Genomic DNA, 26,505 nt, shown 5'->3' on the forward strand with positions numbered 1-26,505 from the left:
ACTTAAAACGCAGGGCAAGATAGGTGAAGTTAGCTAACCAGCACGCTGGCTACCAAACCTCACGAGTCTTATTCGCACCTTCGGTGCTCAACGAAAAAACTGTGTTTTGAGTTCAAATCGATACTCAAAGGATTGCATAACCACTTAATTAAGAGGTCGGCATCCTTATGGACGAGAAACTTAAAACACCCACCAGAAAAAATGGTCGTCATCTTCGCGTACCTGTTTTGCCTTCCGAAGAAATTCAAATTAAATCGAATGCAGCCACTGCTGGCCTTTCAATTGCCGAGTACTTAAGGCGGATCAGTCTCGGTTATCAAATTCAAAGTAGTGTTGATAAGGATTACATACTGCAACTAACCAAAATCAATGGGGACTTAGGACGGCTTGGCGGACTGTTAAAATTATGGCTGACTCAGGATAAACGTGTTGCGCACTTTGACCTCCAAACAATAAGAACATTGTTAAGTCGTATTCAAACCACGCAGGATACGATGTTTGAAGTGGTGAAAAAACTATGATTATTCGCCATATTCCTATGAAAAAAACAAGACTTAGTAGTTTTTCAGGGCTTGTTCAGTATCTTTGTAATACACAAAACAAGAAGGAACGTGTGGGCAAAGTCAGACTATCAAACTGTAATAGTATCGATCCCATTTGGGCTGTTCGGGAGGTATTAGCAACACAGGCTAAAAACCAGAGAGCGTCGGGCGATAAAACCTACCATATGCTCATTTCTTTTGCTCCAGGAGAAAACCCTTCATCTCAAGTTTTACAGGAAATTGAAGACAGAGTGGCATCGTCGATTGGATTTAAAGAACATCAAAGAATCTCTGTTGTTCATCATGACACAGACAATCTCCATATTCATGTTGCGATTAATAAAATTCATCCCCAAACCTTTAATATGATTGAACCTTATAGGGCATATAAGACCTTTGCCGAGGTTGCATCCATGCTCGAAATTGAATTAGGTCTCCAAACAACCAATCATCAAACTCGTAAAAGCCGTTCGGAAAATCGTGCGGACGATATGGAGCTCTATTCAGGTATTGAGAGCCTGATTAACTGGATGAAGCGCAATTGTAGAGAGCAAATCGAAGCGGCCCAAAATTGGAGCGACTTACATAAGGTTTTAGCGAAACACCATATGAGAATACTAATCAGGGCTAATGGCTTTATTTTTTGTGATGAGGATGGTCTTACAGTCAAAGCAAGTTCTATATCCAGAAATTTTTCAAAACAACGTCTTGAATCAAAGCTTGGTGAGTTTGAACCATTGCTTTCAATAACTAATCTATCATCATCCAATGTTTATCGGTATGAACCACTAAACAAAACTATTATCAGTAGTGAACTCTATGCCCAATACCAGCATGAAAAAGCACAAATCCAAAATTTACGTTCAACAAAACTAAAACACTTGCGCGTAGCTAGAGCCAAATTGATTGATAAGGCCAAAAAAAGGGGACGAATGAAACGAACCGCTTTAAAGTTAATGAACCTTCCAAGAATGAGCAAAAAGTTTCTTTATCAGCAAATCAATAAAACCCTCCTGCACGACATTGAGAGCATCAGGAAAAATTATACGCATGTTCGTCACAGTTTAATGGAAAATTATCAAAATAAGACCTGGGCTGATTGGCTACAAAAAAAAGCACAAAGTGGTGACCAGGATGCTTTAATGGCAATGCGTTATCGTAACCGAAAAAACAAAAGTAATTACACGATATCAGGCACCGACTCAGTTTTTCCCTCTTTTAATTTTGGACAAATCGACTCTGTTACTAAAGAAGGTACTGAGATTTATAAAAAGGATAACGCCATCATCAGAGACAATGGAAAAGAAATTGTAATTTCTAAAGGTGGTTCTATTCCTGCGCTTAAAAAAGCCTTGGAAATGGCAAGGCAGCGCTATGGTGACTGTATTTGTGTAAACGGGTCTCCACTATTTAAAAAAATTATCTTGCAAATTGTCAGTCAATATCAAATGCCAATCACTTTTGCTGATTTAGATTTGGAAAGTCAACGTCGAAAACTAAATTTTGAACAGGAGAAATCTCATGATCAATCAAGATCAAACCGACAAAGCTATCGAGGAAGAACTTCAGGAGGCCATGAGGCTGCTGGAACAGCCACTGGAAATAGAAGGGGCAGTACAAAGCCCCACTCTTTCAGCATTAGACAAGGCTCGCCAGCCAAAGATCACGACAGCTTGCGAAACTTGTCCAAACTCCATCTGGTTCAGTTCACCGGAGGAGGTCAAGTGCTATTGCCGGATAATGCACATGATCACATGGAGCGGAAAGGATTCAAACCTGATAACCATGTGCGACGGGAAGTTTCTGGAGTAAAAAAGAAAGGAAAAAATCTTAAATAACACATAAAATCAACCGTCATAACGATGAAACCTGATCAGAACTAATTCTAGTAAAATCATTAGAGTACTATCATGTATGGTACTGATGTTATAAAATGAATTTCTTCTCACTAATCAAGGCATGGAAACCGTGAATTTAGAAAAGGTACAATTCAAGACGATAGATTTATCTGACCCTTTTTTTGATTCGTTGAAGTCTGATTACTTGGAATTTCCAAATTGGTTTAAAAAAAAATCAGAAGAATTTGCTTATATATTTAGAAATGATAGCGGTCTTATTGATGGATTTTTGTACTTAAAGCAAGAAAGTGAAGCTATCCCTGATGTTATTCCCCCATTGCCTCCAAAACAGAGGATTAAAGTTGGAACAATGAAAATAAATGCTCATGGAACAAAATTGGGTGAGAGGTTCTTAAAAAAAATTTTTGACCACGCTATCTTTGAAAGTGTAAGTGAGATTTATGTCACCGTGTTTCCGCATCATACCAATTTAGTGACTTTATTCGAACGTTATGGTTTTAATTGCACAGCTGAAAAAATCACACAAAATGGCAAGGAGTTAGTTTTAATAAAAAAAATGTTTGGGCCATACGCAGATATAATCTCAAATTATCCCCTCATTAATATTGCAGGTCAGAAAATATATTTGCTTTCTTTGTATCCCAAATGGCATACACGCTTGTTACCAGATTCAATCTTAAAGGGTGAAAATAGTAATGTGGTACAGGATATATCATACACTAATAGCATTCATAAAGTTTATTTAGCCTCCATGAAAGGAATGGATAATTTAAAAAAAGGAGATGTGCTGGTTATTTATCGTACAAATGATAATAAAGGGCCCGCTCGATATCGGTCTGTAGTAACCTCTATTTGTGTATTAGAAGAATATAAATCAATTTACGAATTTAAAGAGCTAGAGCAGTTTCTGGCTTATTGCGATCCATACAGTGTTTTCGAGAAATCTGAATTAGAAGATTTTTGGAAAAATAAAAAATATACTCATATCATTAGATTTACCTACAACTTGGCTCTAAGAAAGAGAATAATTCGTGACGATCTGATTAACCAGATTGGATTAAATGAACATGATTATTGGGGATTTAAGCCACTAACTAACGAACAATTTTTAGAAATCATCAAAAGGGGCGAAATAGATGAAAGTCTTATTGTCCATTAAACCAGAATATGCAGAAAAAATATTAAATGGAAAAAAGAAATTTGAATTTCGTAAGGTTATACCTAAAGCAGGAGCCAAAACGGTTCTTCTTTATGCGACTAAACCAATAGGTAAAATTGTTGGTGAATTTGAAGTTGATTCATTTTTATCAGAAAAACCAAATAAATTATGGGATCTAACTTCTGATTTTTCAGGGATATCTGAGTGCTTTTTTTATAAATATTTTGAAGGCTATGAAACTGCACATGCTTTCAAGATTAGCAAAGTATACAGATATAAAGAACCAGTAGATATTAAAGCTGTTTTAGCTAGTGGAGTTATTCCTCAATCCTTTTGTTATTTAAAATAGCCTTGCACTCCAGTATTAACTGAAAATTTTATGGCGGGCAGAATTAAAATATTATTATTTTGCCTGCCATAATCTGCTTCAATCTTATGCCAAGCTAACTACATTGTTCTTTATTGACCTGCGTAGCCAGCTGTATCGTTTAGCAATTTTTTCAACTTTAGGCTTAATCTGACGCCCAACCCCTTCAATGCCTAACTTGCTATGATTCGCCAAGTCATTAAAATCACTGAATTGTCTAGGGTTTGACGACTGCTCACCTGGTGCAAAGGTCGGTATAACAATAAAGCCATTGACAGCATCGGCGGCTTCACCAGCTTTTTCTTTGCCGGGGTTTATACCTTTTGATTGTTCTAGGTGCTTGTCATCATCAGCAGCCATGATAATCGGGGTATGGGGATATTTTTCATGTATTGCCTTTGCCACCGATTTAAGATTTCCTGCATCAAAGGCAGAAACAACCGCTGGCAGATCAGTGGCCTCTTTTATCGTTGCTGCTGTTGCGTAATCCTCAGTAATAACAATGACAGGTGAGTCAGCAAGCTTTTCTATGCTACCACCTAATACATGAAAGCAACCTTCCTTTCTGGAGTCTTTGGCAAAATTTTTAGTGCCGTCATCGCCGATATATTGAATACTCCAGATTTTGCCATCAATATCCATTGCTGGAATGCAGGTCATTTTGTGAGCAGGGCTAGTGTAAACACCAGGGTGAACCTGAATACCTTTTGATTTCATGTATAGGGTTTGTTCGGTTGCCTCTTTCATTTTAGATAGCCTAAGCTTTAGTTTGAGTGCGGTACTTTCATGCTTTTCATCAAGCTCAAGCTCCCGATTTTTCTGATTTTCAAGCGCTTGGGCTTTAAGGGCTGATTTTTGCTCATCGGTTAATACATAACCTTTGCATTTCCATTTTAATTCTCTACCTGTACGGTTATTTTTGATATAGCCAGCGGGAATACCATCTAAATGAGCCACATAAAATCCAGCTTTTTCACCATGCTTATCATCATGCATTTGTATACGATGGGGTTTGTCATCCATGATGGGGTGATCGCCTGTTACTATGGCGCCTAAGCTGATTAATGCTTCTTTAAATTCATCAGTAGGTGATAGGGCTTTATCTTCTGGTGAAATTTGGTTTTCCGGAAGCCATTTTTTGATTTTTTCAACAGAGACACATGGGTTTGCATACCAGCATTTTTGTTCTTTATCCCAGGCAATGCCAGGTGTGCCATCGGCTAGCTTACCTGCCATAGATTTTGCTTTGTCTTTTTCTTTGTATGGGATGCTAAGCCAGATTTTCTCAGATATGGATTGTTCATCCCTGATTTTAATGGACTGCTCAAGATTTAAGTCTTGAACCTGTTCCAATGCGCATATGTGATTAACAATTTTTTCAGCATCAGCTGATGCTCTGAATATTTCCAGTGAGTCATCTTCTAAAACCCGTATCCATGATTTGATATAAGCGGTGTGTTGAGAGGGGGCATGACCTATACCAAGTTCGGCACCTAAAAGCATACTGGCGATTTCAGCGCGCAGTTCTTCTTTGGCATAGGATTCAGACCCGAAAGGGTTTCCTAAATCCCTGTTAAGCCTGGAAGGATGACCGCTCCAATGCCCTAGTTCATGCAGGGCAGTAGCATAATAGTTCGCTGCGGATTTAAATTGCTCTTTTGGTGGAAGATGGATGCTATCCGTTGATAATCTGTAAAAAGCTCTATCCGCCTCAGAATGAATAATGGTAGCACCAGAGTTATGCAATAGTTTTTCTGCTCTTTCAATTAAGGACCAGTCCGGCTCTTTTGGAATGAGTTCAGGCATATTATCAATTTGAGATGCATGAAATACCGTTGCATAAAACACCTTGGGTCGTTCAAGATTCACCTGCACTTTTAATGAATTACCTTGCGCATCGAGTACAGGGTTACCAGCATCATCATGTTTGGTTTGTTCTTCATGAAATTTCCAATATTGGATTGTGGTTCCTTTTTCTCCCTTACGAACCTGAGCATCCATGCTTTGTGCTTGTTTGTAGGTTAACCAGCGGTTGTCATCACTTTGGTTCAGCATTAAGTACAATGCATTAATCCCGCGATAACGTTTACCTGTTATCGGATTATAAGGAACTTGACCATTACCTGTGCCTGGTTCCCATGGTTTTAGCCAAGGTGCTGTTCCTGCTTTCAGGCTTTCAATAATTTGATTGGCAACGACTTGATGGTAAGGCATTTTAGTCATAAATGGCCTCCATCGCATCTTCTTCATTGAGTGCATCTTCAACAAAAGCTCCCATGAGGTCAGCTTCTATCGGGCTGACTTCGACAAGAAAGCCAGGGATTACTAAATCTTCGAATTTTTCTGAAATCACATCCATTAACTCGATTTCGTGACTCATGTGGTTTTCTCCCGTTTATTAATTACCCATATGGGTGTGATCATTCCCTTGATTTGTCTTGTGTGAACAAGACCATAATATCGACCATCGAATGACCATTCGCTTTGACTGGTCATGGTCATCACTTCATTTTCTTTAAGCGGATAATCTAAGATCCTCCATTGAGGTAATGTTCGGTTAATTCCATCTTTTAACTTTGGTTTTGAAAAGGGAAGCAACGTTTGATTTACCAAGACCCCTTCAGGTGTCACAGAAAGAATATCGCCAGATACCGCGACCACTTTTTTCATTAAATAACCATATCCACCACAATTAAGACCATGGTCTAAATAGCCTCTGTTCTTGGCTAACCTAAACGACTTCCTGTCATCAGGACAAAAAATTACATAAGCATTTTTGAGAGACTCTGCACTGGTGATGCGATATAAGCCTATAGGAATGGATTCAGTCAGGTTTATCCTAAAATCCATAGCATGGAACAGTGCGCCTAAAGTAATAAGACTTATCAAAAAAATAGAGATGAAGACGGACAATTTTTTCATAACTTGATGATCTCATCGTCACTTAAACGAGCACGCAAAATATCTGAGTGTACTGGTGCCTCGACAGATGCTCTGGCTAAGAAAACCGGATCGTTAAAATAAAGCGGCTGTTTCCCATAAATCGCGGGAAAACCAGCGACATAAACCACCATATCACCAGCCTCTCGTATCAAACCATCGGCATCTTTTTTCGGTCCTGGCATACGCAAACACTCATCAACGGTTAAGAGAGGTCTTGATACTTCCTGCACGGTTTTGGAGATTTGATTTAAAAAGGTTGATAAGCGTTTGCCGCTGGTGGTGATGTGTTCTTTAACAATCGTCGTTTGACCTGTCAGCTTAGAAAGATGTTCTGCTGTTTCAACTCGGTTAGGTGGATAAGCATTTTGAATATGGCAATTAGACGTGATGGTTTCATCAGGACCATAACCACGTTCACGGCTTTTGAGCTGATTAATGTCCTGACAAATTAAGTAAAACTTTAAACCATAACCCGCAACAAACGCTAATGACTCTTGCAGAATATCGAGTTTTCCAAGACTTGGAAACTCATCGATCATGCAAAGCAATCGATGCTTATACGTTTTTTTCGTTCTGACATAAGATAAACCTTTGTCATCAGATAAACGCTCAAACTCCATTTTGTCAGCCAATAACCTCACTATCATATTAATCATGACCCTAACCAGAGGCTGAAGCCTTGCTTTGTCATTGGGTTGAGTAACGATATAAAGGCTTACAGGACTTTCATGGTTCATCAAATCACGGATGCAAAAATCAGAGGCGGAGACATTATGTGCTACTACCGGATCGCGGTATAACGCCAGATAAGATTTTAAGGTGGATAACACAGAACCAGCTTCTTCTTCGGGACGGTCTATCATGTCACGGGCAGAGGCAGAAATAACAGGATGGGTTTTGCCTTCAATATGCGGGTATTGGGTCATTTCAATGAGTAGATCAGCAATATTAATATTGGGATCAACCAGCATACGATCAATGTTGGGAAATGTGGCGGGTTCCCCCTGGTTGTTCAATTTGTAAATCGCATGCAGAATAAAACCAACCAAAAGGGCTTGCGATGTTTTCTGCCAGTGCGTTTCTAACCCTTTGCCATCAGGATCAACCACAAGCGTTGCCAAATTTTGTACGTCACCCACCTCTGATTCTGTACCTACTCTGATTTCATCAAGCGGATTCCAACGGGCTGAGCCAGTTAATGTTGCTGGTTCAAAGCGAATCACTTTATTGTTGGCATGCTTTTGTCTCCAGCCGGAAGTCATTGCCCAAAGCTCACCTTTTAAATCGGTAATAACACAGGAATGCTTCCACGATAAAAGGGTTGGAATCACAAGACCAACCCCCTTTCCCGAGCGCGTTGGCGCATAGGTTAAAACATGCTCCGGTCCATTATGGCGCAAATAGTGAATCTCTCCCTGCTGATCTTCAATAGCTCCAACATAAACACCTTCCTCTTGGGAAAGCAAACCAGCATCGTTTAAATCATCCATATTCGCCCATCGGGCTGACCCATGAAGGTATTCGCTGATGTTTTCTTTTTTTAAATGGCGACTCACGAACATCAGCATCATTAAAAAAAGACAGTTACTCATCACCACCATGCCAAATGCGGCATTAAAATATTCGGGATGGTAATGAAGATAGTTCATGCCCCACCAAAGCAGTTGCCAGGGTAGATAAACATGCCCAAAGGATAAGCCTAAACTGTCGTGATAATGAAACTTATAAGCCACATATTGTGTGCCAATTTCTAGACTGATTAAAAACCCCAGAATGATCATTCCAATGAGTCGTATGGTTTTCTTTTTATCTTGTTTTTGCCTTACCTGTGGGCCAATAGATTTATTAGGCTTATTCAGATTCATAGGCTGTCTCCGGAAGCTTTGCGATTGACAAAATGGCTGACTTCATCGTCATTTTCTCCAGAGCTAAAGCTTCCTTCTGGGACACCTATGGAGGTAATATTTTGAAATGCTGAATCCTGATGTTCCGATAGTGATAAATCATTTTGTGATTCCACCCGTTGATGAATTGCATCGGCAATTTTCCCACCGGTAGTTTCGGCCACTGTAGCCGCGATTGCCTCCTTTACAGCACTTGCCTTTTCACGAGCCACATCAAATGTCCCTGATGCCAAATACGACCCGAACGAGCCTGCAAATTTGGAAGCCTGTCCCATTGCTTGTGCCAAACTGCCTGTTTTAGAACTTACACTCCCCTCTGATGCAGAACTTAAATCACCGGGGCTCATACTTTGGGAAGCCGCTTTGAATGCCGCATGAAGAGCGGATAATCCTCCTGCACTTTGAGCACTGACAGCTCCTGCGCTGCTGGCCAAAGCGGCACCTGCAATGCTGGCAGCACCTAAAGCGCCACCCAAGCCAATACCACCGCTGCCTCCGCTGCCACCACCAGATACAATGTTGGCAAGAACAGGAGGGATTTTATTAATCAATATCAACAAAAGAATTGCGACAACGAGCATCACAAACATTTCTTTTAACAGAATATCTTTTGCCATAGCGGCATAATATTGATCGACAAAAGACTTACCGATACCAATAATCAAAATCATGGCAAATGCTTGTAATGCAATACCAAGCACCGTTTTGTAGTATTGAATCGCGATATCGCAAGTCCAGCGTCCACCACCAAACCCTAATAAGATGATGCCGCCATAGGTTAAAATCCAGGCAGTAATCAGAATAATTAGCATGTTAATACTGACCAGTGCCAAAACGACTAGAATCACTCCTGCAACGATCAATCCCACCGTTGTTGCCGCAGGGGACCAGAGGGAGGAGTTATCAATTGCTTTGGAGACAATATCAAAGCCTACGTCAATAATGTCAGAGGGGGAAATGTGCGTATCAATGCCGGAAGCCTTAGCTGCGAGTTGTCGCATGGAATCGATGATTGCGGTTGCAATGGCAGGTCCATTGTCTAAAATCCAATAGAAAAAACCGACAACCACTAAAAATCGCACTGTTTCAGCCATAAACTCCTGAATATCCGCTCTTCGTAATGACATAAGCCCATAGGTCCATACCATGCTGATTAATGCCAGAGACCAAAAAAGGTATCGTGCATAACTTAATATGGTTTGGCTCCATGTAGAGGCTGTAGTGGAAAAACGATACAGAATATTATCCAGCAAATCCCTGCTGTCCATGCCGCCTTGAGCATGGGCGGACACGCAAAACCCAATTAAAAAGAATACAATTAAATAAGTGATTGTCTTTTTTTTCATAGGATTACCATTTTGTGCCTGAACTTTTGGAGTAACTTCCGCCTTTAAAACAGGCATCAGCTATTGCCTGCAGCTCATCGGCTGTCCGATTCACTTTTGAACTGTTACACGTTAATGATGCGAGATGCTTTGCCTTTTTTCTTGCTTTCATTTCAGTGCTGTCACAGCCTGTAAGTAGGAATGCTAAAAGTGCTATGTATAATCCTAATCGTTTCATTGTTGTCTTCCTCTTGTTATAAATGAGTTACCATTTTTTACCTGAGCTTTTATGGTAGCTGCCCGATCTAAAACGTTCATCACCAGCGGTTTGTATGGCTTCTTTATTCGCAGCTGCTGCATCTTTTGTGGTTTGTGCGCTTTGTTGCGCTAACAAAAGTCCTCTTATTTGGAGCAATTGGTGGGATTGTTGGCTTGCCAACTGCGAGGCGGCCTGGAGTGCTTGTTTTTGCCCCTGGGCAGTTTGAGCCTGAGTTTGCAAGGTGCGCAGTTTTACCGAATCATCTTTTAAACTTTGCTGCTGTTTATCAATTCCCTTGAGCATGGCATCATTGGCCCGTTTTTGAGCAACAGAAGCTGATATTTTACTTTGCCTTATTTTCTGGATTTCTTCGGGGCTACACTGGTTGCTGCCATTAAAGCAGGGTGTTTTTTGATAGTATTCCTGACTTTGATACCTATCCAGGTAACCTTGAAGGCTACCTGCTTCCTGTTTGTAATAATCAATCGTATCGGTCGATTCAAGCAGATTATCTATTACCCCATTGGCATTGTCCCACTGAAACGATGTGAGTGATTTGGTGTTATCCAGCATGTTTTGATATTGCTGAATCTGGTTGTTGTATTGATCAACCTGAGTTTTATACTCTTTAATCTGATTCAGTAGCATTTTTCCATTTTGTACGTAATTGGGTAAATCAAACACGGGCATATTGGAGCAGGCATTAAATGTCCATAAATAAACAAACAGGATTCGAAGTTTCATCACAGTTCCTCTTTTTTGTTATCTGAACTGCCGGTAGGGCTTTCTAAAAGTTAAATCTTTTACGACAATGATGTTGAATCGATAACCCGGACGAATGTTTAGAGTCGGTGCTACATTCAGATTTTTTGCCACCAGTTGTGACGTTACTTCGCCTAGCTGTTGACCCAATGCCTGACTTAATACACTGCCCGCTGTAGGGGGGCTAAATCCATACTGATTGGACTGATTACTGTTTTGACTGTAACTGATTCCCCCAACGATACCGGACATCAAGAGAGCTGAACCATAAATTCGTAAGTAATGATTATTAATTTGATCACGAAAGCCTGCGAAACCTGCGCTATCAGCTCCTGGCATGGAGCCAATATCCAAAGCTTTTCCATCTGGAAAAGTAAGGCGTTGCCAGGCTACCAGCACCGAACTCTGACCAAAGCTCACCTCACTGGAATAAAGACCAAAAATCTTTGTACCTTGTGGGATTAAAAGATACTTACCGGTCGCCGTATCATAAACGTTCTGGGAGACTTGACCGATGATTTGCCCAGGCAGTTCAGAAGAAATACCGCTTACCATCACTCCAGGAATAACACTTCCGGCTCTTAACTCGTATTTACTGTTGGGATTCTCGAGTCGTGAATTTAAATGCCAGCGCATTTCATTTTCCTCACCGCCCAAGGTTTGCGGCATGGGTCTAGCATTTTGTCGTCCCTCGAGCAGTTGAAGTGGCTCTTTAAAGGAACTGCCGCCATCGACATCGAATGGTGCAACAGAATTGGCTCTGTGTGTATTGATACGTTCTCTGGTATTCAGGTGAGGATTATCAACCATAATTGATGTTTTTGCTTTGACCGCTTCTTCAAACGCTTGAGTTTTTTCCTGACGAATTCGTTCCAGCTCCGTATCTGATACATTTTGACTATCCATGTCTTGTTTTTGAAGGAAGTTTTGCTCCACAGGTAACTCAAGTACTGGCTCATGATTGATGATGAGTGCCTCAGGCATCACACCGGTTTTGTGATTCCCAACGATTTCACTGGCCAGATTCATGTTATTTTTCTTCTGTCCCGTGACTTTTATGACCTCTGGAGCTTGGTTTTGTGCATTAGCCCTTTTATGGGCAACAAACACGATTAACACGACAAAAAGGATCAACACGCCAATGGTTATCACTAAAGGGAGATTATTCACACGCTTGACTCCTGTTGTTTTGAGTTTTTGAGGTGAACTATTCGGTGATAAAAAATCGATGTTTTGGTTCATTTTGTTACTCCTTGTGTGACCATGGGCTGGCTGGAGCGATTTGTTCTTTAGTTTTGACATAGACTCTGCTTAATGTTTGCGAGCCGACATACAGACTGACTCGATAAAAAGAGCCTTTTCGAACCTCATCTACCACATAAAACAAATTTGCTTTTTGTCTTAGTTGGACGCTTTCAATCACCCCGTAGCCTTTGTTTCGCATTTCATGAATCAAATTAATGCCGAAGCCATCATTGACTTTTGGGCTGATATAAAAAGTATTTTGCGCTGGCGGATAAATATGTGTGAGTTGTGACGCGGCATCTTTAGCCAAATAAATATCTTTACTCTGAGAGGCAACTGTAAAATTTCCATACTGCATGCTTGCGCAGCTCGACAAAACAATTACCAACAATAAAACACTTAATTTCCTCATCTCTAGCACCTCGTAATGGTAATTTTTTCTTGAGAAGAGCCACTTCCGATAATCAGTATTGCCTTGTCGAACACACTATCAACAATATATCGGCAGCCCTGCAGGCGATAATTGACCATCACCGATTCTGGTTTTTTAAACAAACCACCATTTCTTAAGACCAGTAGTGCAGGAGCTTCGCTTTCAGACATGCTTCCAGGCATTTCAATAATGGTTTTCACACCATTGTTATAAACCCGAACCGGTTTCAATCGGAAATTGCCTTGTATCCTGTAATTGAAATTAAGATCGCCTAAATATTCGTTGGTTTCTGTGAAGGTATTGGCTTTTCGCCTTTCTGCTTGCATGTGCTGAATCAAACGCCATTTTGCTTTTACATCATCTGGATAAGTAAAAGAGACATAGGGCATAAAATCGTTTTGATCGGACTTCAACCTAAAATGATAGGTTCTTCTGTCTGTAGTAACGACTAGAGAAGTATCTAGCCCAACATCTTTGGGTTTAATTAACAAGTGAATTTGTTGCTCCATACCTGAACCCGTAATAGAAGGCTCAACGAGAAAACGTGGATCGCCGACATTCATATCGTTAAGCTGCTCACCAGACTGCAACGCAATGTCGCAAACCTGTAATGGTGCGCATACCACCCTGATTTGACCTGAACCATAAACAAAACTAATTGCGCCATCGGAAGAGTGGAATGGTTTGCTGGTTTTGTCACCTTTCTGCCATTCTTCTGCAATGCTTAAAGCCTGCTTTTCCTGATTCGTGAGTACCGGAATGGTTTTGGAAAAATAAAAATTAGCAAGCTCTGTGTTGTCCACAGCAAAGCTTGTCAAAGGGAGTACTAAACTGAAGGTAAGAATTATTTTTTTCATGCATTTTCTCCATGCTGAAGATCATAAGACCAGTTGAAATCGCGGACATAAATCAGATGAGGGTTTTTTAAAATTGATTCATTGGATGCATCATTAAGTTCATTGTCCTGATACATGGTCACCATGGCTTTCATCCGGGCGGGCTTTTCTTTGAGCGTTCCGTCACGGTTTCTTACTGTCTCGACCCAATCAACCTGCCAGGTATCGGCAGACTCCTGCAGGACTGAACGAATCTCAATACTGACGATTTCATGAGCTGCACGGTCAAATGGATTGGAGTGTTGTTTGTCACTGTAAAATTCCTGAACTTTGGTCAATGCCGCATCGTTTTGGTTCAAATAGGAATAAACTTGAAATACAGCCTTTTTCTGCAGTGCGACATCCACACTGACCATCCGGATGTTTTCAATGAAATGGGCTGCAGCTGCTCGGTAATCATCGATACTTGCCTCACCAACTTTATCAGCGCGAGTGACTGATAGCGTATTGCCGCTTGCATCCTGCTGAAATACCAAGGGGATAAATTTGGACTGACTTCCAATCGTTATGAGTCCGCCAATAGCAGCCAAGGTGATTAAAAGACTACCTAGACTTACCAATTGCCATATCTGTAATGATTTCATAAGACCAGCAGTATGAAAATTCCAGGCTCTTTTGGCATTGAGATAAGGATTATCTGTTAAGTTGTTTTTTTTCTTTTTAAGGCTTAGTTTTTGTTTTATTTGGTTCACGCTGCTTCTCCAAATTGATTCATTGTGATTCCTTTTTCTAAAAGCCAATATGAAACCCACTCAGCGCCATGTTGAGCCTCAAGCTGTTTCATTCGCTCGATGGAGTCAGGATCTGTGGCACCCACAAAGGCCAACGCCATTGGACCTAAAGCCAATTGATAAAGGCGCTGTCCTTTGCTACTTACGTAGTAGTAATCACGCTTGGGTTGAGCTGATGCAATGATGTCAATCTGACGTGGGTTTAACCCCATGCGTTCATAGATCAGGCGTGTTTCAGAATCTCGTGCATACAGATTAGGTAAAAAGATTTTTGTGGCGGTTGATTCAACAATGATGTCTAAAATTCCAGAATTCGCGGCATGCGATAAGTGTTGTGTTGCCATGAATACCACGCAATTTTTCTTGGCCATGGAATCAAGCCATTCAGCAATTTTGTTTTTAAATACTGGGTGCGCCAACATCAGCCATGCTTCATCGAGTAAAATCAGAGTTGGCCTGCCATCCAGTGATGTTTCAATGCGTCGAAACAGATACAGCAATACTGGCAAAGCAAATTTCTCACCCAGCCCCATAAGATGTTCAATTTCAAAGGTCATAAATGAGGACAGCCCTAGACCATCGGTTTCGGCATCCAATAAATGGCCCATCAATCCATCGATCGTGTACTGCTTCAGGGTTTCACGGATGGGTTCATCTTGAATGGTCATGACTAATTCAGATACGGTTTTAGAACCACTCTGATGCATGCTCATGATGGCATGGCCAATCTCATTGCGTTGGGCTGGTGTGGTATTTAATCCGTTTAAGGCAAGAATCGTATCTATCCATTCCATAGCCCAAGCTTTATCTGCTTTTGTCGCTAAAAACTGTAGTGGTGCAAATGAAAGAACGGAGTTTTTATCAGCAATGGTGTAATGTTCTCCACCACTGGCCTTACACGTTGGATACATGGACATGCCCTTATCAAACGAATAAATGCGTGCATCCTTGTATCGTCGCCAGGATAGTGCGATTAAGCCAAGGTGAGTGGATTTCCCAGAGCGTGTTGGACCAAACATAATACCGTGGCCTAAGTCTCTAACATGAAGATTCAGGCGAAAGGGCGTATTACCATTGGTGACACAATGCATCAATGGAGGGGATAACGGCGGAAACAGTGGGCAAGGGGATTTGTTTTCGCCTGTCCATATGCTGGAAGTAGGTAACAAGTCAGCCAAATTCATGGTATTCACTAAAGGCCGTCTTATATTTTCAACACCATGTCCTGGAAGACTGCCCATAAAGGCATCCATTGTATTAATGGTTTCTGTTCTTGCCGTAAATCCCAAGGCATTGATGTTTTTTTCAATCAAAAGTGCTGCTTTTTCAACTAAATCACGGTCTTCGTTCATCAAAATGACAACCGAGGTGTAATAGCCTTGACCCACCATTCCTGAATTGGTTTCAGCAATGGCTGATTGTGCGTCATTCACCATATTGAGCGCGTCTTCATCAATCACACCTGAATTGGTGTTAAAAACCTGGTCGAAAAATCCCCTGACTTTTTGTTTCCACTTTTTACGGTATTTGGTGAAATGCGCCACCGCTTCATGTGGATCCATAAAAATAAATCGAGAACTCCAACGATATTCAACTGGCAATTGAGTTAGGGCTGTTAGAATCCCTGGGTGGGACTCCATTGGAAAACCTTCAATTGCCACACATTGAATAAATTTCCGCCCAATTTTGGGTGTAATACCCGGTGTTAATTCCTGACCACCAATTAACGCATCAAGGTAAATCGGGTTTTTAGGAAGATTGACCGGATGGTTAAGTCCTGTGACACAATACTGAAGATGCCTTAAGAAGTTATCCTGAAGCACGTTATTGTTATATTCATCACGATGTTGTTCAGCGTTCAGTCGTTCGAGGTTAAGGGCTGAACTTAGTCGTGATTCAAAGGTTTTGCAGGCTTGTTTGAATTCCTCTATCAGTTGATGCGTCTTTGCCTTTTGGCTTAGATTCAGTCCTTCGTCATCAAACATCAATTCCACAAAACGCTTTTGAGCAATCACCGGTGGATACCAGGTCAACGTAATCACAAAATACCCTTCAAATAGGGTTTCCATATGTTCAAACAATTGCCTTCTTTCCTCATCAACCGCTAAAGAAATTGCGTCTGGGAAATGAGATTGAGCTCGTTCACTATAACCTGGAGCCGCTCGTCTTATAGCATCTACATGAACCATCCAGCCATTGCCCATGGCAGACATTGCCTGATTGATTCGAAACGAGACCATCTCACGAGCCTTATCCGTGGTATTGGCATTGTCTTCCCCCTGGTATAGCCAGGCTGCCATAAAGGAGCCGTTTTTACCGACAATCACGCCATCATCAACTACTGAGGCATAATTGAGTAAATCAGCAGTACCTCCTGAATTATGGCGATGCTTTTTTAAATGGTATTTACGGCTTTTCAGGCGAATTTCCCAAAAGAGGCAGCTCAAAAATAAAAGTCCTGTGGTGCTAATTAAAAAAGTGGTTAATGCAATCATAGATAACCTCTTTTATTTACTCTGAAAGGAGTTGAACGGGCGGAATAATAAGCCTGGTAACGTCTTTGCCTAAGATATATGGCTCTCATATAAGGGTCGGATTTGGCCATTAAACGAAGCCCCTTCAAAGATAGAAACCATATGACTAGGCCTGCGAAAGCTGCTAGCCAGTCTTGAGCTGCAAAGATTAGGATGGCTGATAACAGCCCTGAAAACATGACCAGCTCACGGTCACCGCCCATAAAGAGACTTGCGCGGTTTCCGCATCGACGTATGGGGATGGTACGAAGACTCATGGCTGAGACTCCGTTGCTTTGACCCCAACAGATGGCTTAGAAATTTCAGCGCCTTTGCCAGTAATTGCCGTCATGGTATTTTGAGCTGCTACCAGAAAGGAGAGTACCAACACAAAAAAGACAAGGGATCGCATAAATCCGTTTAATTCACCGCCAAAAATAAGCGTCGCACCTGCTGCAACCAATCCGATAATGGCAGCACTAAAGGCAAAAGGGCCTGTAATGGATTTTTGAATTTTAGTCAGCCATGAGTCGAAGGGAAGTCCTCCGCCTGCAGAGGAGGCAGCTGCTGGATGGGTGATTAACAACAAAAGTAAAACGATTAATCCCATTATCCAGTAGTTCTTTTGATTAAACAGAGTTGTTTGATTCATTCATTTTCTCCTAAATAAGTTTTTCGATGATGTAATGACCGTCTTCATAACCATGAACTTTGATGATTTCTTGAATTTGTCGTCCCTGTGGGGTTCTTGAGATATGTACGACACAATGGACAGCCTCCCCAATTAAAGGTTCGATTTCAGCAGGGGAGGCAGGGTTTCTAGTAATGAGTGATTTCAATCGATGAAGCCCTGCAAGACAGTTATTCGCATGCACAGTAGCTGTTCCTCCCTCATGTCCCGTGTTCCATGCATCCAGCAAGTCAAGCGCCTCGCTACCGCGAACCTCACCGACAATGATTCGATCGGGGCGCATCCTCAGTGTGGTTTTTAAAAGCTGGGTCATACTGACTTCAAGCGTGGTGTGGTATTGAACACAATTTTTGGCTGCACACTGGATTTCCCCTGTATCTTCAATAATAAAAATGCGTTCTTCAGGCGCGTGAATAACCATTTCATTGATGATGGCATTCACCAATGTAGTTTTTCCTGATCCTGTGCCACCAATGACTAAAATGTTTCGGTGTGAAGAAACGGCTTGTTTAATAACCTCGCACTGTGGTTCGGTCATAATTCCTGACTGAACATAGTCATTGAGTGTAAAAACCGATAAAGCTTTTTTGCGAATGGCAAAGGTTGGACTTGAAACAACCGGTGGCAGTTGTCCGGCGAAACGTGAGCCATCCAGAGGCAGCTCTCCTTCCAGTAAAGGCTTCATGCGCGTTACTTCTTTTCCATGAAAACCGGCAACAGTTTTGATGATGGATTCAGCACGAGCTTCAGTGATACTCCCTATACAACGCATGGTTTCTCCAAGGCATTCCTGCCAAAGCTTGCCATCCGCATTGAGCATGATTTCAACGGTTTTAGGATCCCTTAGAGCTTGTTCAATCATGCCGCCCAAGTCACGTCTTAGCTTTTCACAGGCTCGGTCTTTAACCGTTATCGCTTGTTCTTCTTGTGCTTTCATACGGTATAATCCTCAATTACTTGATGCTTTTTAAGCAGACTTCAATTCGTGCTTGAATTTGCTAATTAAGCGGTCAACAATGCTATCCTTATTGGGAGGAGAGTCATTGAACCATTGATCTTTCTGACGTTCCCGATAAATGCGTCTTTGAATTTCATCACGGTGAATCGGAATTGATTGAGGGGCATCAAACCCAAGGCGAACTTCACCATCACGATAACCCACAACAGTGCAGTAAATTTCTTCACTGATAACAACGGATTCCCCTACTTTTCTTGTTAAAACCAACATATTGTTTTTCCTTCTGCTATTTAAATAAAAAGGCTTTGCACTGTCTGATATTCTCATCAACCACTTCTTTACTGGCTGGTTGATATTTTTCGAGTGCGACATAAAAAGCATTTCGCTTTTTAATATCACGACAAAAACCGATCATTTGTGGCAGGGTAGGAGGCATTTCGCAATGATCGCGACAATCAATAATGACCTGATTCAAAATCTCATTACTGAATTGACTTAAACCTTCGAGCCACTCCTTCTTGGCAAACTCCAAGAAACCATCACTTTTAAACTGACTGCGCCATAAATGTCCGTAGAAGACCGCGAAGCGCGTAAAAAGATTCTCAATACACTTTTTTCTACTTTCGGTAGCATTGCAGGTTGACGACATTTGATTGCTGGTATTCGTCTTCACTGGTGATTGCCGCGTCTCCTGTTTCTGGATTCCAGAATGGATCAATGGCTCTGTCCTTAGTATTTGGGCCGCACTTCTCATTCCTTTTCTCCTGCGTTAATTCAATTTTGACTTCATCTTCCCAACATCTTTGAGATAACCAGTTGGCTGGAAACTTCCATGCCGGAACCCATTCTCCATGCGCTTCTTTTTCTGTACGGGCTTTGATTTGCTGATCAAGAGATTGCAACATGCTTTGGAGTAAAGGCTCATCGGGATTGATTTGTTTAAATATTTCAAAGGCACGCTCACGTGACTTTTTCTCAGGGTACATACGCCAGAAGTGGTCGAAGCGTTGTAATAAATAAATATAATTATTTTCTATTATTAGAGGTGTGTCGGCTTTTATGATTTTATCTGTGTCGGCTTTTACCTCTGTATCTCCAGAATCTCTTGTATAAACAAGAGGTTTTGTGTGCGGCTTTGTGTCTACTTGCTGTGTCGGGTTTGTGTCGGGTTTATTTTGGACACAATAACGGATATCCGCTAAAAGGCATTTTAAAATAAGATGTTTATCGAAAGACTGAATAGCAATAAGCCCTGACCGCTCAAGCCCTTTAATGGCTCGGCGAATTTGCTGACGGCTAGGACTCCCTGATTCTGTAATGCCTTGATGGGGTTCAATATAAAGCACTTCTGCTAGCGATTGGTAACTAATTCGTCGCTTAATTCCTACTATGAGTGTATTGCGATCCATGTAAGGTCGAATTCCTCTTAAGTAGGTAATTTGCTGTATATATGAGAGCCCACAGAGCGCATCCAATTCCTGATCATTCACTGTAAAGTACATAAATAATCCGTTATTCCTTAACTTAAAGTCTTAGCGACCAATGAAACATGTGGTACCATTTTGAGAATAAAAGGCTAAAAATGGCTCTTAATGAGCTTAATTACTCGAAAAGAGTAATTAATGGATCTCAAAATAACACATAATGAGTAATAGTCAATGGGTAAATGAATTAATTTATTTGCCAAATACCGTGGAATGGATATGAAAATCAAAGAGAAAATCGGTCAAAGAATCATGAGTGAACGAAAGGCCAAAGGATTGACGAGAAAGGCATTGGCTGAGTTGACAGGTGAATTAAAAATCTCTCGTATTAATAATTATGAACGAGGGGACCGTACACCTGGCCCCACTGAGATAAAATTATTGGCCGACGTGCTGGAAGTATCTGCTTCATATTTGATGTGTTTAACTGATAATCGTGAAGGGAAGATGACGAAATCCCTTGGCATGGGGGCATTGATTCCCGTCTTAGATTACAAACAAGCAATTGATCCAGCTGCTTTGATCCAGAAAATTAAAGAGGATGTTGATACTAAAGTTGAATTTGTTCCTGTAAGTTCAGTTGTCAGTGACAGTATTAGCAAAAATGCTTTCGCATTGCGTATTCAAGATGAAAGTATGATACCGGAGTTTCGGATTAATGATGTCCTCATCGTAGATCCTGATACAAGCCCTAAACCTGGCGATTTCGTTGTGGCCTTGATCGAAGGAGAGCATGAAGTCATTGTTCGCAAATATAAACAATTATCGGCTTCTAAGGAAGCTCAGCAGTTTGAGTTAATTGCACTTAATGAAGATTGGGCTGACATTCGTGTGGGTTCTAGTGAAATGCAAGCCAAGATTATTGGATGTGGTGTTAGTTTGGTTAGAGGATTAAAAAGCTAAATATTTAGGAATTTGCCACCGCAATCCCGATAGTCATTGCCATGACATGTTAAAAGTATAATTTGATGTTTTTTAGATGCACGGTGCAGAATTTGTTTCATTTTCTCGCGCCTGATATCATCGGAATTAACCAGGGCATCATCGAGTATGACTGGAACAGAAGCCCCTTTTTCGGCCAATAAATCGGCATATGCCAATCGTAATAAAATTGCGAGTTGTTCTCGGGTACCAATACTTAAATTTTCGAATGGCTCTCGAATACCATCTCTTAAAATATGTTGAAGACAAAACTCTTCATCAATAATAGGTTCAGAGTTAGGGAATAAAATTTTCAGATAGGGAGTCATTGCTTCAGTTAGGGGTTTAACCAGCAGCTCTTTTGCAGATTGAATATTTTCTCTAATCAGTAGACACAATAAGTTTAAAGAGCCAACGTGCATTTCCAGACGTTGGACTTCATTGCATAATTCTTTTAGCTCCTGTTCAGCTTGCTCTTTTTCTTCTGCCAGTCCTCGGTGACCACTGGTTTGAAGTTCGATGGTTAAATCTCTTATCGTTTGCTTTAAATCAGCCATTCTTTTTTTAGTATTATCTAAAACTTGTTGACGTCTCTCTACTTCTGATGCTGCTCCTACATAATCAAGCGATAGCAAAGTATTCTCAAGCTCACTCAGCTTTTCTCTGAGCATTTGTTTTTCATGTGCTATCTTTTTCTCTATGTTTTTCAGCTGTTCATCAGTATTATCATTTCTTGTTTTTTCTATTTTTTTTATTAGTAGAACCAAATTTTCTTTTGTTGATGATAGGGCTATTTTAGCGTGTTTAAGTGCTTCCTGTTTTTTTACTAGCTGGTCATGAACTTGACGTTCATTATCACTACACTTAGTAAGTTCTTTAGAGGCAGAATTTTCAAGAGCTTCAGCCTCATCTATTGAAATCTGATCAGAATCACCCAGTTGCTTAATTAATATATTTTCTTCTGTTTGATGATCTGTTAATTGTTGCTTCAATGATTCAATACCGTTGGGTGAAATAAGTTGAACTTGTGCTTGTAATGAGTCTATCTCGGTTGAAAGAGTTTTTTTCTTGTCGAACAGTTCCTCTGCTTCAGATAAGGAAGCTATATGATGTTGTTCAAATTGATTAATAAGAAGTTTTTTAGCATCATCTAATTTCGTTTGGATTGCACTTAATTCTTCTCCCCCCGGGATAATACAAATTTTGTTACTTCCGAAGGTTATTATTGACTTATCAGATATGAATACTTCTCCCTCACCAGCAATAATATCATCATTCAATTTTACTGAGTCTTCATTAATCAAATATTTAATTCGAGTAGCCACAGCATCAAATTTTGCTTGTAATGAGTTAACTTGTTCCTTAAGCTTTCTTAGATCAGCTAAAGTTGAAGAATCTATTAATATCTCTGATAAGCTATGTTGTTTCTGTTTGATTTCATCATTTAGGGTTTGCGCTTTGTTGAGCTGTTCTTCAATATGTTTAATATTTTTTTGAACTTCAGTTAATTTTTGATAAGACCTTGCTTTTTTTAGGGTCAACTGACTTCGCTCATGGCAATCTTTTGCTTTTGATAAACTCTCTGTGGCAATTTTAAAGTTTTTTTCAAATTGTTCAACTTCAGTTTCTAATTCTTTTATTTTTGTCTGAGCTGATTTTTCGTTTGCTGTTTCTATTTGTAGGTTCTCGATTAAATCTAAACGCTCTTTCAGAGCTTTTTGGGCACTTTCATGTTTTAGCTCAATCAATTCTACATCTGTCTTAGTTTTTTTATGTTGCTCATTAATTTCCTCAGCATGTCTAAGATGTTTTTGAGCTGTTTCAAGTTGTTCTTTATCTTTTTCTTCAACTTGATGATCAACAAGGGTAGCTAAGTCACGTTGATATTCGGATAGTTGATCGACTCTTTTTTGGTAATTACTTAACTCATCTTGTAAATTTTCTAATTTTTGTTTAGCAGCCTCTTTACTATCAAGTTTTTCTTTAAATACTCCTTTGGGCTTGCCGGTTTTTTCTGTTTGATATTCATTAAGCTCATCACTAAATCTTTTTAGTAGGCTTTCACCTTTCCCTTGGCTAAGCATATCTGTTAATTCATGATTGAGTACGCTTTGAATTGCCTGACTAGCTTTAAGGTTATTTGATACGGAGACTTGTTGCCATGCACTGCCTTGTTCAACCCATAATACTCCATAAATTCCTTGTTGCTCGGACTTGGTAAGTCCTCTTTCAATCGTATCGAATTTTAATAATTCAGCCAAATGTATTTCGGCTTCTGTTCCTGTCCATTTTATGCCTTGTTCATTAGTTAATATGGCACGACCTTCTTTTTTCTTAGAGAATATTTTTTCAAGAGTGTAGCTATTTCCACCAAGATCAAATTGAATTTTTACTTCAGGACAACCTCCATTATATCCAACGAAATCTTCTGCACCTTTACCATTAAATCTATCAAATAATATGGCTCGCAATGCTCGTAAAAGGGTTGATTTTCCAGCTTCATTGTTGCCATAAATTACATTTATACCTGCAGAAAGTCCTTTTAGTTCAAAAGGCTTGTCATATTGCTGGAAATTTTGAATGGAAATTGAAGTTAGCAACATAATTTAATTTGCCTTTTTATTTGATTGCAATTCTTGCCATAACATTTGTATAGCTCGTTCGGCATAGGGATGCTGTTCGTGTGAATTATTGTCTCTGATGGCCAATAGTTTCTCCAATATATTGCTTAAAAAGCCAATAGAGTGAAAATCCTGTAAGTCCTCTTCCGAAGGGCTTAATTTTAGATTTTGATCATTCGCTTCCAGCATAGCAAATTTAGCTTTCCAACCATCAAGAAATTGCTCCAATTGTTGGCGATTTTCTAGTGATAAATTGCCCTCAAGGCTGAGTGAAATAACTTGATTTTCAGTAGGGTTAAACTTTTTGAAATAATCATCTAATACATCTATGTCATTTTTCTCGAATAAGCTAAAGTTGGTTCGATGCCATTGGTATTTTCCTGTATTTAAAGATTCAACTTTCGGCACAGTTTCTTTTTTGTCCAGGGTTACCAATAAAGCTTTACCTGGTTCGTTATCATGGAAGCGATCTTGTTCCGGAGTTCCTGCGTACCATGCTTTTGCTGAGACTTTAAGTTGGCCATGCCAGTCACCTAGTGCGAGATAATCTAAACCTGCTGTTTCTGTTCGTTGGAAAGAAATCATATTATGTACTTCAGCAGATTCAGGTAGAAAACCCTCAATGGAACCATGAGCTAATCCGACTTTGAAAGCGGGGGAGGGGGCTTGATATCCATCATACCATTCAGTTAAGTCTCTATATTCATGACGCAATTTTAAAGGTGCAGGCAATATATGAAGCTTATCATTTGCAATCAAAATTGGTTCAGGATTTAAAGCTAATATTATGTTTTCTGTCTTTTCTGGTAAATCTTTCATTCGAGTCCAAACACTTTGCGCTAAAGTAGGATCATGATTACCTGGTAATAATATCCATGGCCCTTTATATTCTTTCATGGTATTAAGTGTTTTTCTGATGGTGGTATCACTGACTTCGTTAGCGTCAAACACATCGCCAGCAACCAGAATAGCATCTGCCTTATGTTGATTTGCAAGATTGGCAAGCGTTTTAATGACATCGAATCTTGACTCGCGAAGGAAAGCTGCAATATCTCCTTTGATGTTGGAGAATTGTTTTCCGATTTGCCAGTCGGCTGTATGGATAAAGGATATTTTCATATTATTTGTCTTATCAGTTATTCGATTCAAAAATTGTATTCCTTTTAGCTTGGATTAATCTGCTTTATCATTATGCTTCCTGAAGCACGACTCAACAAGTGAGCATAGAGTGTTTAATTTTTCTTCATCGATTTGATTAGTTGAGTAATAGAAAAGCACATGTTGTGGTTTCCTATGTGCATTACCTGGTGCTGGTAATGATAGACAGCTCTCCAAATCTTTTTCTATTTTTTGAATTTCAATTGTGAAGTTATTTCGTGAATCATTTATAAGTTTATTTATTTCAGCATGATGATCTTTTTCAGAATCATCATCATAGATAACAGAATGTTTTATTCCCATAAATCCGAGAAGGCTCATAAACCTATGGAAATTAAACTTTCCCATAGCGTCAAGCACATAAGTACCATGAGGTAGATTGAGCTTTCCATCATCTATAAGTTTTGAAAATAAACTAGCCTCGCTTGGGCCTTCAACAAGAAGTACATAATTTGCAAAAAATATACTTGATCTATCAGAGTTCAACCATAGGAAATACTTTATAATTTCCATATCAGGCTTTAAATCATCAGATTGTAATGTTTTTTTTAATTTAGGAAACTTTTTAACGATATCGTTTATCACTTGATTTGAATCAATCAAAGAATCCCATCTTTCAGCATCTATTTGGAAAGTTTTAACTATTCCTGATTCGCGTTGTGCTCGTATGATAGCTGGGATTTTGTCGGTGCTTTTACTTACAAAATGTGATGAGTGGGTGGAACATATTACTTGCCAACCCACAGATTTATTTAAGGTCATCAAATTTTTTGCAAGATAATTTTGTTGTGGAGGGTGTAAAAATGCTTCGGGTTCTTCAAAAAGGAGAATAGTAAATTTTGGTTTGAAATCCTTTGATTTATCAGTCACCTTGCTGGGAGCATATTTTGACTTTAAATTAATTAACGAATAGATAAAGTGCCTTTGAAAACCTGAGCCAAAATACTCAATGTTATGTGATGCCTCGTGATGAATATCCTGGATATCGTAGCTTAGCATTGATTTGATAATCTCAGCTGTAGATGGAGTTGAAAATTTTAATTGAAACTTAGTTTGCCAGGGGGAAAGCATCTCATTTAAATCATCTTCAAACCCTTTTAAAGATAGATTATCGTCTGTTTCAATAGTAGTAATTTCTTCTGCGAAAGTTGTTACATTATCATGAAGCTTTGCATATGAATCACTGCTATCAACCACACTTGACATCACATTGGTAATTAAATCACGTAATGCTGATGGACCGCTAAGCTTAGCGTGGTCATCAACCTTACTAACGGCTGGGATATAAATCAAATCTCCAAACTTCCCACTTTGAACATTTTTCGCTCCATAAAATGGATTTTCAGAAAGTTTATTAGAGGAGTCATAAGCAAAGATTGACCCTTCTTTATTTTTTAGCGAGGTAAGAAAGTATTTTCTGACCCTTAATTTATTATTGGGTAGTCTATACTCTTCTTTCAATGACTGACTTTCTGTTTTTGTTAATTTAAACAGCAATTCAATCCATGATTCTTCATCAGTATTACCTTTAAGAGGGAAATGATCTTTCTTATTGAATTTAAAGCCATCTTTCTCATAAAATGCCCGCAAAGCATCAAAGATGGTAGTTTTTCCAGCGTTATTTGATCCAACTATTAATGAGTAGTTTTGTAAATGAATACTTGTGTCAATTATCCCTCTGAAATTATGAATTACAATTTGTTTTAAATACATTACTCTCTCTTATCAATAGGT

The 26,505-nt window shown here is 39.7% G+C and carries 26 protein-coding genes; 5 read left to right on the plus strand and 21 right to left on the minus strand.

Annotated elements, in window-relative coordinates; translation table 11 throughout:
- Positions 1–167 precede the first annotated feature (167 nt).
- The 4 genes from traJ (at position 168) to Lgra_RS13090 (ending at position 3,909) form a co-directional block, all read left to right on the plus strand.
- Complete coding sequence (gene traJ, locus Lgra_RS13075) at positions 168–521, plus strand: conjugal transfer transcriptional regulator TraJ (RefSeq protein WP_058499717.1); 354 nt, start codon at positions 168–170, stop codon at positions 519–521.
- Positions 518–2,380: a TraI/MobA(P) family conjugative relaxase gene (gene traI, locus Lgra_RS13080; protein ID WP_058499718.1), complete on the plus strand. Its 1,863-nt coding sequence runs from the start codon at positions 518–520 to the stop codon at positions 2,378–2,380. The genes traJ and traI overlap by 4 nt, the downstream gene beginning before the upstream one ends.
- 121 nt (positions 2,381–2,501) lie before the next feature.
- Positions 2,502–3,560, plus strand: a complete 1,059-nt coding sequence (locus Lgra_RS13085) for a hypothetical protein (protein ID WP_058499719.1) — start codon at positions 2,502–2,504, stop codon at positions 3,558–3,560.
- Complete coding sequence (locus tag Lgra_RS13090) at positions 3,538–3,909, plus strand: ASCH domain-containing protein (protein ID WP_058499720.1); 372 nt, start codon at positions 3,538–3,540, stop codon at positions 3,907–3,909. The genes Lgra_RS13085 and Lgra_RS13090 overlap by 23 nt, the downstream gene beginning before the upstream one ends.
- An 84-nt stretch (positions 3,910–3,993) precedes the next feature.
- On the opposite strand, the gene Lgra_RS13095 is transcribed toward Lgra_RS13090, so the two are convergent.
- Genes Lgra_RS13095 through Lgra_RS13175 form a run of 18 tightly spaced genes read right to left on the minus strand, consistent with a single transcriptional unit; the run spans position 3,994 to position 20,089 of the window.
- Complete coding sequence (locus Lgra_RS13095) at positions 3,994–6,150, minus strand: zincin-like metallopeptidase domain-containing protein (RefSeq protein ID WP_058499721.1); 2,157 nt, start codon at positions 6,148–6,150, stop codon at positions 3,994–3,996.
- Positions 6,143–6,307 carry a hypothetical protein gene (locus Lgra_RS18010; RefSeq protein ID WP_058499722.1) on the minus strand — a complete coding sequence of 55 codons (165 nt, stop codon included), beginning with the start codon at positions 6,305–6,307 and terminating at the stop codon, positions 6,143–6,145. Before Lgra_RS18010 ends, Lgra_RS13095 begins: the two co-directional genes overlap by 8 nt.
- Positions 6,304–6,849 carry a conjugative transfer signal peptidase TraF gene (gene traF, locus Lgra_RS13105; RefSeq protein ID WP_058499723.1) on the minus strand — a complete coding sequence of 182 codons (546 nt, stop codon included), beginning with the start codon at positions 6,847–6,849 and terminating at the stop codon, positions 6,304–6,306. Before traF ends, Lgra_RS18010 begins: the two co-directional genes overlap by 4 nt.
- Positions 6,846–8,735, minus strand: a complete 1,890-nt coding sequence (locus tag Lgra_RS13110; protein ID WP_058499724.1) for a type IV secretory system conjugative DNA transfer family protein — start codon at positions 8,733–8,735, stop codon at positions 6,846–6,848. The genes traF and Lgra_RS13110 overlap by 4 nt, the downstream gene beginning before the upstream one ends.
- Positions 8,732–10,120 carry a P-type conjugative transfer protein TrbL gene (gene trbL / locus Lgra_RS13115; protein ID WP_058500328.1) on the minus strand — a complete coding sequence of 463 codons (1,389 nt, stop codon included), beginning with the start codon at positions 10,118–10,120 and terminating at the stop codon, positions 8,732–8,734. Before trbL ends, Lgra_RS13110 begins: the two co-directional genes overlap by 4 nt.
- Before the next feature lie 4 nt (positions 10,121–10,124).
- Positions 10,125–10,337 carry a hypothetical protein gene (locus Lgra_RS17575; protein WP_083502911.1) on the minus strand — a complete coding sequence of 71 codons (213 nt, stop codon included), beginning with the start codon at positions 10,335–10,337 and terminating at the stop codon, positions 10,125–10,127.
- Positions 10,338–10,364: 27 nt separating this feature from the next.
- Positions 10,365–11,102: a P-type conjugative transfer protein TrbJ gene (trbJ, locus tag Lgra_RS13120; protein ID WP_058499725.1), complete on the minus strand. Its 738-nt coding sequence runs from the start codon at positions 11,100–11,102 to the stop codon at positions 10,365–10,367.
- 18 nt (positions 11,103–11,120) lie between these two features.
- Positions 11,121–12,362 carry a TrbI/VirB10 family protein gene (locus Lgra_RS13125; RefSeq protein WP_058499726.1) on the minus strand — a complete coding sequence of 414 codons (1,242 nt, stop codon included), beginning with the start codon at positions 12,360–12,362 and terminating at the stop codon, positions 11,121–11,123.
- Between the two features lie 4 nt (positions 12,363–12,366).
- A complete protein-coding gene (locus tag Lgra_RS13130) occupies positions 12,367–12,777 on the minus strand; it encodes a conjugal transfer protein TrbH (RefSeq protein ID WP_058499727.1) in 411 nt (136 codons plus the stop codon).
- Positions 12,778–12,779: 2 nt separating this feature from the next.
- Positions 12,780–13,655, minus strand: a complete 876-nt coding sequence (gene trbG, locus Lgra_RS13135) for a P-type conjugative transfer protein TrbG (protein WP_058499728.1) — start codon at positions 13,653–13,655, stop codon at positions 12,780–12,782.
- Positions 13,652–14,386: a conjugal transfer protein TrbF gene (locus Lgra_RS13140; RefSeq protein WP_058499729.1), complete on the minus strand. Its 735-nt coding sequence runs from the start codon at positions 14,384–14,386 to the stop codon at positions 13,652–13,654. Before Lgra_RS13140 ends, trbG begins: the two co-directional genes overlap by 4 nt.
- Positions 14,383–16,920 (minus strand): VirB4 family type IV secretion/conjugal transfer ATPase, encoded by a 2,538-nt coding sequence (locus tag Lgra_RS13145; protein WP_058499730.1) that lies wholly within the window; start codon positions 16,918–16,920, stop codon positions 14,383–14,385. Before Lgra_RS13145 ends, Lgra_RS13140 begins: the two co-directional genes overlap by 4 nt.
- Positions 16,917–17,216, minus strand: a complete 300-nt coding sequence (locus Lgra_RS13150; RefSeq protein WP_058499731.1) for a conjugal transfer protein TrbD — start codon at positions 17,214–17,216, stop codon at positions 16,917–16,919. The genes Lgra_RS13145 and Lgra_RS13150 overlap by 4 nt, the downstream gene beginning before the upstream one ends.
- A complete protein-coding gene (locus tag Lgra_RS13155) occupies positions 17,213–17,590 on the minus strand; it encodes a TrbC/VirB2 family protein (RefSeq protein ID WP_058499732.1) in 378 nt (125 codons plus the stop codon). The genes Lgra_RS13150 and Lgra_RS13155 overlap by 4 nt, the downstream gene beginning before the upstream one ends.
- 10 nt (positions 17,591–17,600) lie before the next feature.
- Positions 17,601–18,566 (minus strand): P-type conjugative transfer ATPase TrbB, encoded by a 966-nt coding sequence (gene trbB, locus Lgra_RS13160; protein ID WP_058499733.1) that lies wholly within the window; start codon positions 18,564–18,566, stop codon positions 17,601–17,603.
- 30 nt (positions 18,567–18,596) lie between these two features.
- The gene (csrA, locus tag Lgra_RS13165) at positions 18,597–18,857 is read right to left on the minus strand and encodes a carbon storage regulator CsrA (protein ID WP_058499734.1); all 261 of its coding nucleotides are present in this window, start codon (positions 18,855–18,857) and stop codon (positions 18,597–18,599) included.
- Between the two features lie 16 nt (positions 18,858–18,873).
- Positions 18,874–19,236 carry a hypothetical protein gene (locus Lgra_RS13170; RefSeq protein ID WP_058499735.1) on the minus strand — a complete coding sequence of 121 codons (363 nt, stop codon included), beginning with the start codon at positions 19,234–19,236 and terminating at the stop codon, positions 18,874–18,876.
- Positions 19,205–20,089 carry a hypothetical protein gene (locus Lgra_RS13175; RefSeq protein ID WP_058499736.1) on the minus strand — a complete coding sequence of 295 codons (885 nt, stop codon included), beginning with the start codon at positions 20,087–20,089 and terminating at the stop codon, positions 19,205–19,207. Before Lgra_RS13175 ends, Lgra_RS13170 begins: the two co-directional genes overlap by 32 nt.
- Positions 20,090–20,290: 201 nt before the next feature.
- Between Lgra_RS13175 and Lgra_RS13180 the strand changes: the two genes are divergently transcribed.
- Positions 20,291–20,974, plus strand: a complete 684-nt coding sequence (locus Lgra_RS13180) for a LexA family protein (protein WP_058499737.1) — start codon at positions 20,291–20,293, stop codon at positions 20,972–20,974.
- On the opposite strand, the gene Lgra_RS13185 is transcribed toward Lgra_RS13180, so the two are convergent.
- The 3 genes from Lgra_RS13185 to Lgra_RS13195 are packed head-to-tail and all read right to left on the minus strand — an operon-like array spanning position 20,971 to position 26,484.
- Entirely contained in the window at positions 20,971–23,595 is a 2,625-nt protein-coding gene (locus Lgra_RS13185) for an AAA family ATPase (protein ID WP_058499738.1), read from the minus strand. The genes Lgra_RS13180 and Lgra_RS13185 overlap by 4 nt on opposite strands.
- 3 nt (positions 23,596–23,598) lie before the next feature.
- A complete protein-coding gene (locus tag Lgra_RS13190) occupies positions 23,599–24,762 on the minus strand; it encodes a metallophosphoesterase family protein (RefSeq protein ID WP_058499739.1) in 1,164 nt (387 codons plus the stop codon).
- 24 nt (positions 24,763–24,786) lie between these two features.
- Positions 24,787–26,484, minus strand: coding sequence for an ATP-dependent nuclease (locus Lgra_RS13195; RefSeq protein ID WP_058499740.1), 1,698 nt, complete (start codon positions 26,482–26,484; stop codon positions 24,787–24,789).
- Positions 26,485–26,505: the final 21 nt, after the last annotated feature.

It is taken from the genome of Legionella gratiana (genome assembly GCF_001467695.1).
Taxonomy (GTDB): domain Bacteria; phylum Pseudomonadota; class Gammaproteobacteria; order Legionellales; family Legionellaceae; genus Legionella; species Legionella gratiana.